This window comes from Nostoc sp. (assembly GCF_036917135.1).
Classification (GTDB): domain Bacteria; phylum Cyanobacteriota; class Cyanobacteriia; order Cyanobacteriales; family Nostocaceae; genus Nostoc.
This window is the reverse complement of the sequence record NZ_JBALEA010000020.1, coordinates 39,155-52,376: the sequence shown is the minus strand read 5'-3', so window position 1 is coordinate 52,376 and position 13,222 is coordinate 39,155. Positions and strand designations below refer to the sequence as shown.

8 protein-coding genes and 1 pseudogene are annotated in these 13,222 nt (G+C 41.0%); 4 read left to right on the top strand and 5 right to left on the bottom strand.

The features are described from left to right. A pseudogene (locus V7K50_RS04635) lies at positions 1 to 584 on the bottom strand (hypothetical protein); the annotation flags it as partial. A gap of 606 nt (positions 585 to 1,190) precedes the next feature. Between V7K50_RS04635 and V7K50_RS04630 the strand changes: the two are divergent. The 3 genes from V7K50_RS04630 (at position 1,191) to V7K50_RS04620 (ending at position 8,145) form a co-directional block, all read left to right on the top strand. After that, complete coding sequence (locus V7K50_RS04630; protein ID WP_334957709.1) at positions 1,191 to 1,388, top strand: hypothetical protein; 198 nt, start codon at positions 1,191 to 1,193, stop codon at positions 1,386 to 1,388. A 572-nt stretch (positions 1,389 to 1,960) separates the two neighbouring features. Continuing rightward, entirely contained in the window at positions 1,961 to 7,324 is a 5,364-nt protein-coding gene (locus tag V7K50_RS04625; protein WP_334957707.1) for a translocation/assembly module TamB domain-containing protein, read from the top strand. 224 nt (positions 7,325 to 7,548) lie between these two features. Continuing rightward, on the top strand, positions 7,549 to 8,145 hold the full coding sequence (locus V7K50_RS04620; protein ID WP_334957705.1) for a Uma2 family endonuclease: 597 nt from the start codon (positions 7,549 to 7,551) through the stop codon (positions 8,143 to 8,145). Positions 8,146 to 8,315: 170 nt separating this feature from the next. On the opposite strand, the gene V7K50_RS04615 is transcribed toward V7K50_RS04620, so the two are convergent. The 3 genes from V7K50_RS04615 to V7K50_RS04605 form a co-directional block, all read right to left on the bottom strand. Continuing rightward, positions 8,316 to 9,248: a polysaccharide deacetylase family protein gene (locus V7K50_RS04615; RefSeq protein ID WP_334957701.1), complete on the bottom strand. Its 933-nt coding sequence runs from the start codon at positions 9,246 to 9,248 to the stop codon at positions 8,316 to 8,318. 93 nt (positions 9,249 to 9,341) lie between these two features. Beyond that, positions 9,342 to 9,485 (bottom strand): hypothetical protein, encoded by a 144-nt coding sequence (locus V7K50_RS04610; RefSeq protein WP_334957699.1) that lies wholly within the window; start codon positions 9,483 to 9,485, stop codon positions 9,342 to 9,344. A 30-nt stretch (positions 9,486 to 9,515) separates the two neighbouring features. Beyond that, positions 9,516 to 9,788, bottom strand: a complete 273-nt coding sequence (locus tag V7K50_RS04605; RefSeq protein ID WP_334957715.1) for an ABC transporter permease subunit — start codon at positions 9,786 to 9,788, stop codon at positions 9,516 to 9,518. Between the two features lie 367 nt (positions 9,789 to 10,155). Here V7K50_RS04605 and V7K50_RS04600 point away from each other — a divergent pair, with 367 nt between their 5' ends. After that, complete coding sequence (locus tag V7K50_RS04600) at positions 10,156 to 12,750, top strand: DEAD/DEAH box helicase family protein (RefSeq protein ID WP_334957698.1); 2,595 nt, start codon at positions 10,156 to 10,158, stop codon at positions 12,748 to 12,750. Positions 12,751 to 12,862: 112 nt separating this feature from the next. Here the strand turns inward: V7K50_RS04600 and V7K50_RS04595 are convergent, their stop codons facing one another. Next, positions 12,863 to 13,213, bottom strand: a complete 351-nt coding sequence (locus tag V7K50_RS04595; protein ID WP_012407317.1) for a DUF1257 domain-containing protein — start codon at positions 13,211 to 13,213, stop codon at positions 12,863 to 12,865. Positions 13,214 to 13,222 lie beyond the last annotated feature (9 nt).

Sequence of the window (13,222 nt, the reverse complement as noted above, 5' to 3'; positions counted from 1 at the left end):
CCGTCATTGTTGCTATCGTAATAGATGAATGCACGGAGATAGTTATCAGTCACTCCACTCAAAAGCAAACTAATATTATTTGTGCCTGTCAGGGAGAATTTATAGTAATCAACTTGGTCTACATTCCCAACAAATTCTTTGAAAGTTTTAGTACCAGTTAAATTGCCAATATTGTAAGCAGCGCTGAGTGTGTTCCCCGGATCTGGAACAATGGAAGGAGGTGTAGATGTGGCTGATAACTGTAGAGAATAGTTGGAGTTGACGTTGGTGTCTGCTGAAATTCCAACATAGTAATTCCCTGCTGCTCCTAATGTTGCAGAAATTTGACCGTTCCCACCATTACTAGCATAAGTAGAGTAAAGTTGTTCTCCACTCTCAATCAATCCGTCATTGTTGCTATCGTAATAGATGAATGCACGGAGATAGTTATCAGTCACTCCACTCAAAAGCAAACTAATATTATTTGTGCCTGTCAGGGAAAATTTATAGTAATCAACTTGGTTTACATTCCCGACAAAATCGTTGTATTTAAAAAATTTGAGAATACCAATGTTTTGAGCAGTCGCTAATGTACTTCCTGGCATATTTTTCCGTTTGTGAAAATTGGACGAGGATTTTTCTAGATTGAATATCGGAATGCAGTTTGATTGTTGAAAAAGACTACGACACAATACGGGCTTCAACTCTACTGGTCGAACCCATCAAAACTATAAAGTGATCTGATGTTAATACACTGATGCTACTACTACATTGATGGTATATAATTCCTACTCATTAACAAAATTAAGTATACAGAGAATCGAGCTACCAAAGTTAATTCTAATAATCATTTAGCACCTGATGATTTTAGGTAAGCGCTGTAGGTTTTTTTCCATTACTCATATTTAGTGTTTTCTGTCAATGCGTAAGTGCTAGCTTTGTTTTTTATCGCCGATTCACTTACTTAACTAAAATTACTAGCTTGCTAATAAATGAGACTGGGAATTTGAGCAAAAGCGCGATCGCACCGAGGAAACCCCGCTCTTGCTGGGGAAATGCGTGACTCATCTTTTATAGATTCTCAGCGAGACGCCACGCGAACGACGACCTACGCCTTTGTTACCCACTGCTATATAAAATTAAGTCCCAAGATAGTGTGTAACTCACCACAAAAGAACTTAAGCTTGGCGTATAAGTTTGGGGAAATAGTCATGAATAAAGAAACAGTTCCTAGTCAAGCTGAAAAGTCGAATCCAGAAGGTGATGCATCACAATTAAGTCCAGAGGTACTGGACAAAATCAAACACCCTCGGAGAATCGACGATGTTATCCGGGAGCAATCACCAGAAGAACGTAAAAGTAACCCGGCTTTAGTACCTGAAATGGTTGATGATCCAACTGATAATTGATTGGGTTTGCGAAAGAATAATGACAAAGCTCATGCAGTAATTTGTTGCTATCCAGATCCCCGACTTATTGAAGAAGTCGGGGATCTAAATCCAGTTTCATGAAGTGATATTTCACTATAATTTGCTCCCAAATATCAGATTACTTACCATCGTCATCTATAGTAAGTTAGATTATACAGAGTTGGAATTTTCTCCCCAGGGTTGTATATACAGGAGCGATCGCAAAGTAATTTAATATTTGAGTATTACCTAGTTTCTGAGTAACCATAATTAATACCAATTCTATCTGAGGTTGAGCTTTTTTATGTAGGAGCAATTCATGAATTACCCCTACTTTAATCTTGCTATTAATCGAAATATATTCAGGAATTGCGTAAAATTACGAAATAATATAGACGCGTTTGTGGTAGATATCGTTGGCGCAGCCTCTCCGAGAAAATAGAAGCAGCTTGCCGCAAAGTTCTTGCGGAATTCCTAATATTGTGAAACCATAGTTTGTAACTTACTTATACAACTACAACTAGTCTGTCTCTTGCCTCACTCCAGAAAAAGTACTGGTACTAGTAACAATCATGACGCGATCGCCAAATTCAAAAAATAATCAGGAAGCATCTAATCGTCGTCTGTGGCTCCTGCTTTTAGGACGTATCAGTTTAGCTCTGGGTGGGGTTTTGCTGGTTGGAATTGCAGTTGGTGCTTGGTGGGCTAGAAGTTATGTATATAAAGATTTAGCACCCTTAGTACAGCAAAATCTTCAGCAATTGCTTGGCCGTCCAGTCATAGTCGGAAAAGTTGAACGTTTTTCCCTAACTAGTCTGAGATTTAGCTCTCTATCAATACCAGCAACTCCCACCGATCCCGATCGGGTGGTAGTAAAAGCTTTGGAGGTGCAGTTCTCGCCGTTACAAGTTATCTTCACCCGAAAATTGGGATTAAATGTCACGTTAATTCAGCCCAATGTCTACATTGAACAGAATAAAGATGGTCGTTGGGTGACAGCCCAAGTTAAAGCTAGCCAGGGGCAAAGCTTGATTCAAACCGAGTTGCAGACGCTGCAAATTCAAGATGGCAATGTAGAGTTATTGTCAGCTTTGGCACCAACTCAACCGAATCGCTCAGTAATATTAGATCAAGTTGGTGGTATTGCCCGATTTTCCGATCAAAATCAAAGGATCGGTTATGACATCAATACTCAACTCACTAGGGGAGGGGCTGTTAAAATCGTTGGCGAAACCCAGCTAAAAGCTCAACAAACTAGCCTCAAACTGCAAGCACAAAATTTACAAGCATCTGATATCAGTCGATTAATTCAGTTACCAATTGCTTTGCAAGCAGGGTCTTTAAATGCTGATTTAGGGGTTCAGATTCCACCCAAGCTGTCAGAAATAGCGATTACGGGAACAGCTACGGCTAATCAAGTTGCTGCTAAAATTCAAAATATCCCTCAGCCAGTTTCTAATTTTAATGGAAGATTTATATTTGAAGGTCAGACAGTTACTTTAGATAATCTGAGTACAAACTTTGGTAAGGTTCCAATTCTGGCAAATGGAACAATTAATACTCAAACAGGTTTTAATGTTTCTGCTCAGATCAAACCAATTACTGCGAAAAATATCTTAGACACATTGAATGTAAATTCCTCAGTCCCAGCTAGTGGCGAAATTCAAGCAAATATTCAGGTGCTAGGACAGCTTCAGCAACCAGTGGTCAATGGTACAGTAAGCAGCACAAAACCTATTCAAGTTGACCGCGTTCAATTTAAAACCGTCAACACTGATTTCCGCTTGAATGTATCTCAAACTGCATCTAAAATTGCTATCTCCAATCTGAAAATAGTCCCCGTAGCCGGTGGCGAAATTACAGGCGGCGGTCAAGCTAATCTGGGAGGTAAAAAAGAGGTGATATTTAACGCTATAGCTGATGGAATATCAGGGGATATACTAGCACGTAGCTATGGCGTTACTCTACCGATCGCAGTTGGGAATGTTTCAGCAAAAGCACAAATTACTGGCTCCCTTGGTAAACAGCCCTTGAACCTTGATATTTCCAGTGTTCAAGTAACGCCGCCAGCCGGTGGACAAATCACGGCCAATGGTCAAATTCAACTGGCTCCCCAAGGTGAGGTAGGCGTAAATATTCAAGCTCAAGGCATACCAGGAAATGCGATCGCTCAAGGTTACGGCATTTCCACTCCCATTAATGTTGGCGGTATATCTGCAAATGCGAAAGTTACTGGCTCCCTCGGTAAACCCTTAAACGTCAATGTGGCTCGTGTTCAGGTAAATCCAGAGGTGGGAGGGCAAATCACAGCCAATGGTCAACTTCAGCTTGCGCCCCAAGGTAGGGTATCGTTGAATGTGCAAGCCCAAAATTTACCAGGGGATGCGATCGCCCGAGCCTACAAAACTTCACCCTCGATCACCATTGGGAATGTATCGGCAAATGCTGATATCTCCGGCACTCTGAGCAACCTGCAAACAGTAGCACGGGTGCAAGCGCCTAACGCCACCTATCCCACTAGCGGGCGAGTTGTTGTTGGCAAACAAGGAGAAAATATCCTTTTCCCCGAAGCGGTTTTCAACATCGCAGGTGGGACAATCGTAGCTCAAGGTCAACTTGCACAACAACGCTGGCAAGGAGTTGTTAAGACTTCGGAAATTCAACTCAACCGTTTCTCACCACAACTACGAGGACGGCTCAATAGCAACATTCAGTTAGCAGGTACAACCAAATCTTTCCAGCTTGCAGATATTCGCGCCAGAGGACAAATCCGCCTTCCCCAAGGGATAGCACTGCTGACAAAACCACTTAACGCCCAATTTCAGTGGAATGGACAGCAGATTATAGTTGAAAATGCAAGTACCCCAGGATTGAGTGCTAATGGTGCGATCGCTATTCAGTCTCCACCAAGTGGCGCACCTCAAATCGCCGGATTTAATTTAAATGTACTGGCGCAGAATTTCAACTTAAAAAATACAGGTTTCAAAGTTCCTGGTGACGTAGCATTAGCGGGGTTACTGGATTTTAATGGAAAAGTTACAGGTACTCCAGATGTTCCCCAAGCTAACGGTAATATCCGACTGCGGAATTTCAATGTCAGTAACTTGGCATTTGACCGACTTTTAACCGGAAATGTGAATTTTCAGGGAGGACAGGGGGCAAGTCTGCGATTAGCTGGGAAGCAAGATCGGATTGCCCTTAACTTAGGTGCAGATTATCGTCCCACTTCATTTTTAGTTCGATACGATGGCGCAGTTACCACAGGTAGAACTGAGGGAGATAACTTGCTCATCAACGCCCAACAGTTTCCCATCGCTCTGGTTGGAGGGTTTTTACCTAACAATCAATTGAAACCACTGTCGGGGCAACTATCAGGAAATTTAGTTGTCAATCTTAATAATTATGCAATTGCGGGAGATATTGCGATCGCCCGGCCTCGTGTTGCCAGAGTTGCAGCAGATCAATTTCGCGGCACCATTAATTATGCCGATGGTACTGCTAGCTTGGCTAATGGTCAATTGCAGATTGGAGGTAGCAACATCGCCCTCAGTGGAAATGTGCAAACAGGGAATGACCCGAAATTTCAATTTCAAGCTAATTTAGACCAAGCTAGAATCGAAAGACTTTTACAAGCATTCAATATCTTCGACTTTAAAGACCTTAGTAGCGGGTTACAGCCTCCGAAGTTGGCTGGAGCAGAAGTACTTAAAACTAAACCTGTCAACTTGCCCAATGCAGATTTAAAAACACAGTTAGCATATTTCTCAAATATTACAGCAGCGATCGCCAAAGAACAGCAAGTAGAGACAAAACAAACCCCATCTTTGCCCAGCCTTGCAGAATTAAACGGCGCTTTGAGCGGAGGAATTACAGCCAATGGCTCGTTAAAATCTGGGTTGAACGTCGGCTTTAATTTTCAAGGTGCAAATTGGCAATGGGGTGAATATTCCATTAATCAAGTCGTTGCTCAAGGCACCTTTGCCGATGGTATCGTCACCCTTTCGCCCTTGAGTGTTGGGATAAATCAAGGACTAGTGGCGTTTTCAGGACAGTTAGGAACTGAGCAACTATCTGGAAAGTTGAATGTCGCAAGCTTACCCTTATCACTTTTAGAGCCTTTTATTGAAAAATATCCCATAGATATCACTGGCAAAGTGAATGCTGACGCCACCTTAGCAGGTAGTTTACAAGCCCCTAGTGTTAAAGGAGAAGTGGCGCTAGCGGATGCGACTCTCAACAAACAACCTGTGCAAACAGGAAAGGTGAACTTTGATTACGACAAAGCTCGCTTGAATTTTGATAGTACCTTACTACTGACAGGAACCCAGCCAGTGGCTATTAAAGGAAGCATACCTGCTCCCTTACCTTTTGCCGCAGTGCAACCAGATAGCAATCAAATCAGCATCAACGCCAATGTGCAAAATGAAGGATTGGCATTGTTAAACGTGTTTACCAATAATCAAGTCGCTTGGGTAGACGGTCAAGGAAAAGTAGATTTAAACATTCAAGGTACTTTAAATGAACCAATTATCAACGGAAATGCCACACTTAATAATGCAACTTTTCGCGCTCAAGCCTTATCTGATCCTTTAACGAATGTCACAGGGACAGCACAATTTAACGGTACTACTGTGAATGTCCAAGGTATCCAAGCTACTTACAATAAAGGGCAAGTGACTGCATCAGGCATCCTGCCAATTTTTACTCCTGAGCAAGGCGCAGCTAATCCCCTGACAGTATCAATAGCAGACAAACTCAACTTTAAACTGGCATCACTGTATGAAGGCGGTGTCGGCGGCGATGTCGTCATTCGGGGAACAGCATTAAAACCGGTAATTGGTGGAGAGATTAAACTGAGTGATGGTCAGGTGATTATTGGAAATTCGGCTACTGCTGATAAAAAATCAGCAGCGACAACAGAGGCTAACACTAACGTCATAAACAGAGAAGAGGTTAACGCAAACGTCAAACCGACACTAGATAGTAGCGTTAATCCAGTGGCTACAGCAAAGAGTAGCACTAGCGCCGTAACTACACCCAATTTGCCTATAGAGTTTGCAGACTTAAAGTTGATTTTAGACAAAAATATTCGTGTTACCACCCAGTCTCTACTCAGCTTCGTACCAGGAGGAGCCGCATTGAGTCAACCCCTATTGAGGTTTGATGCCAAAGGCGACTTGACCATCAATGGTACATTAGCCAAGCCGCTTCCTGAAGGAGTCATTAATTTGACAGGAGGAGGACTGAGCTTATTTTCCACTCAGTTCACCTTGGCGCGGGGCTACGAACAAACAGCGCGGTTTATTCCAAGTCAAGGACTTGACCCAACTTTAGATGTCCGACTTACCGCAATTGTACCCGAAGCATCGACAATAAACAGTCAAACTTTGGCATCACCATTGTCTGCTGAAGTTAGCGATGTTTCTGTAAACAACTTCGGGACTTTACGTACCGTTACAGTTCAAGCTAGGGTGAACGGCCCAGCTAGTGAATTGGGCGACAATCTAGAACTGACGAGCGAACCTAGCCGTAGTAAGGGGGAAATAGTTGGTCTGTTGGGTGGTTCAATCCTGAGTTCTTTTGGTCAAACAGATGCAGGCCAAGGACTGACTAATTTCGCTACTTCTACAATTTTAGGTGGTTTGCAAGGAACTATCACTGCCATCGGACAGGCTGTTGGTTTCAGTGAGTTTCGGATATATCCTACTCCATCTACCAATAATAAAGTTGCGACAACTTCGGTTCTTAATTTATCAGCAGAAGGTGTGTTTGACATTAATAAAAATTTCTCTGCCTCTTTATCACGCGCTCTTACTAGCGATGACTCTTTCCTTTACAATGTGCTATATCGAGTCAATGACGAAGTTTTGATGCGAGGATCAACTAATTTGGGGGATGAAAATCAATTCCAAGTTGAGTATGAAACCCGATTTTAGAGCAATACAGTTCAGTTAAGGTTCACTTCTTTCTCTACGAGACGCTACGGTTGCCGTTTGTTAAAAAAACTGATTTTATAGCGGTTCTCGTTTACGTGAGGTACACCCGTAAGGGCATTAGGGATTGGGTATGGGCAAACAGGCTGACTCTAAAAAGAAGTTACAATGAACAAACTGCCCTCCAACGGTGAGATTTCTTATCTGGAAACAGACTGGAGACTAAAATGACCCCAGCAGCGATCGCTACAGCTTGTCAGGAATCACCCCTGTTGTTTGAGGGAGTGACCTGGAGAGAATTCAAAGCAGTTGAGCAGTTGTTAGACCGTCCGGGGTATCGGCTGTCTTTCCTGGATGGAGTATTGGAGATCCGAAGAATGCCAGGAGAAGGACACGAAACCGTTAAGAAGAGAATTGCCGCATTGCTGGAACTGTACTTGCTCGTGGCAGGGTTTGATTTTACCCCAACTGGTTCAATGACCCTAGAAAGCGAATCGGGTGCTGTCAAGCGAGAAGCGGATGAATCCTATAAACTTGCTCCTGGTCGAGTGCGTCCCGATTTAGCGATAGAAGTGGTGTTGACCAGTGGCGGGATCAACAAACTGGAAGCATACAAGCGCCTGTTGATTCCTGAAGTGTGGTTTTGGGAAGATGGTGTGTTATTGGTTTATCACCTGCGCTATGAGGGCGACGGACTTCATTATGAAAGGGTTTCCAGTAGTGAGGAGGTCAAAGGGATCGATTTGGATTTGTTGTTACGCTGCATTAATATGGTGAATCATGTTGATGCCATCAAGACTTTTCAGCAGGCGCTTCATAAATAGCTGGTAATTTGCTCCACTCAGGGGTAAGGGTGGGTGTTGGGTGCGTACCAGCCAGCAGATCAAAAGAAAGAGCCGCCACCTTGGATAAGAGGTTTAATCAAGCGAGGAAAAGTCAAAGAGTCAATGACCCATTGAATAATTAAATAGGGTAGTAAAATGCCCCTAGCGTATCACTGATGATTAACCTGATTGTTTGGATGTTCATCCTTTGTAACCGGAGGTGAAGCTACCTCCGGCAGATGTTCTTCTTTGGCTTGCATTTCCAAAAGTTCAGGAATCGTCACAAATCGATAGCCTTGGGCTTTCAAACCTGCGATCATTTCTGGTAAAGCCTTGACAGATTTAGAACGATTGCCGCCCCCATCGTGCATCAATACAATTGCACCTGGTTTTGCATATTTCAGCACATTTTTCACCAGCCCTGGCACTTGAGGCGAACGACGTTCAGCATCTCCCGACTCTTCAGACCACATCATCACAGCGTACTTCTCATTTTTGGCATATTGTGCTAGTCCATTATTCAGAAAGCCGCCAGGGGGACGAAACAGAGTAGTTTTTTTTCCAGTCGTCTTGTAGATGATGTCTGCTGTGCGATTAATTTCACTCGCCGCAGTCGGCCCATCCATTTGAAAATACCAATGATGCCATGTATGGTTGCCAATTACGTGACCATCATCAGCCACTTGCTTGGCAACTTTGGGAAAATATTTCACCATTTCTCCAATCATGAAGAATGTCGCCTTGATATCATTTTTCTTCAAAATTTCTAAAACCTGTGCCGTATTTTTGGGGCCAGGTCCATCATCAAAAGTCAGGGCAATGACTTTCTCATTTGCTTTTAGTTTCCCTTGATAAACGATTGTTCCCTGAAATTCCTTTGGCACTTGATTTATCTGGTCTGTAGCTGGGCTGATATTCTGTGCATCTGCACTCATCAGCTTGTTGTGACTCCCTTGATCACTCTCGCTTTTTGGCTTTATAATTCCCAACAGATGCTCAAATCCGCTTGTAGTTAAAAGCAAACTGACACCTAAACTACTAGCACCAGTAACCAATGTCACGAATATTAGTTTCAGTAATAAAGATAATTTACGACTGGACACATTAAATCTCCTCAAGTATTAGTTATTGGGCACTTGTACTGAGCGTAGCCGAAGTATGGGGCATTGGGCATTGCTTTCTCCCTTATCTCCCTCTTACCTCATTTGCACTCGATTGTAAATTAAAATATCTGCTGCTAAAAAAATAAAGAATAACATACCTTGAAACATCCCAGCTAAAGCTAAGGGAAGTCCCAATTTAATCTGCACTAATTCACCGCCCACGTGCAAAAGCGTCATCAGTAGACTGGATAATAATACCTAGTGGATTTAACCGGCCAATAAAAGCAGCAATGATGGCAGTGTAACCGTAACCAGGATAAATGCAGGGTTTAATTGACCAATAGCGCCGAGGACTTTGCACACACCACCTAAACCTGCTAATTCACCACTAATTAACAGAGTTAGCCAAATGATGCGTAGACATAGCCTGTCGTAGACATCGCTCTTAATCCCAGCATACACCGCAGCCTTGGGGCTAGAACCAACAACCCGCACGTTGAAACCAAAAAACGTTTTGTGTAAAAGTGGATTTTCTGCGATCGCACATTACACATTACCAGAAACAATAAAAATGATATAGGTGTAGGGTTTAGTTCTAGTGGTGAGTTTATTTTAGATTTAGTGGTAAATATCGTCTGGGAGGGTAATGATGATTTGGGTACTCATAGCTCTTGTAAATACTCCTCTCTATTCTCACTTGCAATTAGTAATTATGTGTTTCAGGGTCATAAAAACTAAAAATGTAAGTTATAGGCACTGTGCGGAGAAGGGTTATTACTCAGGTTTGTTTTAGATTATAAGTCAAGTTTGGTAGAGAAAAATTTCAAAAGATGAGAGTTGAAGCATACATTATGGGCAAACTAACCTAGTGGTCAAATAGTCTCTATATCACTAGGAAAATACTATAATGCACGAACCCATTAATTACAAATCTATCAATCTTGATCAATTAAGAGATCAATCTGCTAACCACCACTCTAAAATACCCTTTCAGCATCAAATTGAGGCATTTGAAGCCCTGAGTAAAACATTTAAATTTGGCAGTGACAAACCGGGTAGTGGAATTTTAGTACTTCCTACAGGTGCTGGCAAGACATTTACGGCTGTGAGATGGTTATCTGACCATGTAATCCCTAAAAATATTAAGATCCTTTGGTTAGCTCCTTCATTTTACCTGTTGGATCAAGCATTTGCTACCTTTGATAAAAGTGCTAGGGATATTCCAGAGCCAAAGAAAACTTTAAATATTCGGTGCGTTTCTAGTAATCCTTCTCATGCCAAAGCCTCATCTATACAACTAACTGATGATATTGTCATTATGACAATACAAACAGCGATCAATAATTTACATCCTGATGCTATAGACAAGTTTGGTAATAAATTCGATACAGCGTTCAGAAAATTTATTGATAGTTGTAGAGAAACAGGACTTTTTGTAGTAGTTGATGAAGCTCATCACTCACCAGCCTATGGTTGCAGAAACTTATTAATTGGTGAAAATGATTCTGCTTTAGGACTTCGAGGTTTACTCCCAGGATTACATCTATTAGGGCTAACAGCTACACCAACTTATAATGATAAGGCTAGAAGGGGTTGGCTTTGGAAAATATTTGAGAATGAAATTATTTATGAAGCTAAAAAAGAAAGTTTAATATTACAAGGAGTTCTAGCTAGACCTAAGTATATTGAAGTAGCAACTGGGAAAGAATTAGAAGTTGATGATAAATTATACGATCGGCTAGTTAAGCAACATCAAGACCTCCCAGAATCAATTATCGAAAAACTTGCAAGTGATAAACAGAGAAACAATTTTATAGTACATACTTATGTATCAAACAAAGATACTTATGGTAAAACCATTATCTTTGCTGATCGTTGGTTTCAATGCGTCTACATAAAAGAAAAGCTTCTCGAAAAGGGTATTAAAGTAGATGCAATTTATTCACAAATAGATGCCGATCCCGGCTCTGCTGAAGCACGAAACAAACGTACTCAAAGTGATAATCAAAGGATTTTGAATGAATTTAAGAATGGTAAGCTTGATGTTTTAATCAATGTACGAATGTTAACAGAAGGGGCTGACGTTCCTAGCGTTCAGACTGTATTTATTACTCGTCAAACAACAAGCTCTATCTTGATGACTCAAATGATTGGTAGAGCATTACGGGGCGAAAAAGTAGGAGGTAGTGCTGAGGCGAATGTCGTTCTATTCTTCGATGACTGGAAACGTTTAGTTGATTGGGCTAACCCAAAAGATGGCGATACTATAGATAAACCAAAACTCTCTGTAAAAGGATATCATCCATTTGAATATATTTCTATTCGTCTAGTTGAGGAATTATCAAAGTCAATTGAGAGTGGTGGAGATTATCAAATAGTATTCTCAAAAATATGCCCTATTGGTTGGTATAAAACTGAAATTGTGTATGCTGACGCTGACAATAAACATGAATCAATGGAATCATTTACTGAATTTGTCATGGTATATGAACATACAAAATCAAAATTTGATTCATTTATTCTCTTTATTCTTTCTACAAACTTACTAGATGAATGGTCTAAAGAATATCTTGATGAGAAATGGATGCAGTTTCAAGTCCAACAATGGATAAGTGAAGGGTTTGAACGCAAAATTGACAATATTGGTGAAAAGCTTGATTCAGATTTAATTAAGATTGTTCGCCACATTGCTCAAAATCAATCTGCACCTATATACCATTCATTTGAGGAAAGAGAACTGTATGACTTAGATAAAATTGCTTATAAAGTAATTGATCTTCCATCTCGCTTAAAACACGAATATTTAGGTAAAGAGTTTTCTTTACCTGAGAGATTGTGGAAAGTTTTTTACAAAAGCTTGATTCGATTTGAAACAGCAGTTGATGCAGCCATTATAAACATAATTCATCATAATCCTAAGCCTGAAGATGAAACTACTCAATCTGTGATTATTCCATTAAAAAGAGAACTCACTGAACCAGAAAAAGAAGAAGTTAAAGCGCGAGACGGGTATGCTTGCCTATGTTGTGGAGTCAATAGCAAAGATAAATTACAAATCGATCATATTAAACCGTTTTCGATGGGGGGTGAAACATCTGTAGCAAACTCACAAACCCTGTGCAGAACTTGTAATAAACACAAAGGTATTAATGAAATTGATTTCCGAGTGAATAGAACACAATTGAGAGAACCAAAAATGCTAAATTTATTACTGCCACGTCAAGAACTTGGTATCTCTATAGAGAAAGACGTTGTAATTAGTACAAATTCCATAAAAAGAATTGTGAACTTTTTTTATCATTGCAAAGCAGTTTACAACATTAATTGTCATGGACAAGGGAGATATGGAAAATACTACTCAACTTGGGAAATTAGTTTGTATGCTGGGAACAATCCTGAATGGCTACTTCAACATAAAGCGGAACTTCTGAACTTCATTCAATACCAGATTGGATATACCTATATAGAAGACATTAAGGTTAATGTATCTAATAAAAACTAAATAAACTATAAAAATCGGGACTGAGAAATACATCTCAGTCCCGATAAAAAAGCGGGCTAACCGCTATTTATATGGTTAACCCGTGCAGCTTTGGGAACGCGCAGAGAAATTGTTATTGCAATACCAACTTCACATTGGCGTTTTGCAGACCGCGCTGTTTTACTTCAGCCAAAGTTTTGTTAACAGCATACTTTTGGTTGATTGAGTTGATCAACTCGGTTTGGTTGTGCTTCTTAGCGACACCCCACAAGTCAGCGATTAGGTCAAAAGAACCATCACTGTTGCGAGACCAACCGAGGTCATATTCGCCATCCAACATAGCAACGATGTCAGAACGGACGCGCTGACCGTTATAACCACGGACATCAGCTTCAGTCTTTACGCTGATACCGAGGTCGCGCAAAGAAGCTTTGAGGATTTCGGCATCGGTGATCTTGGTACGCAGGGTGCTAAAGTGAGACATTTGGGTTTC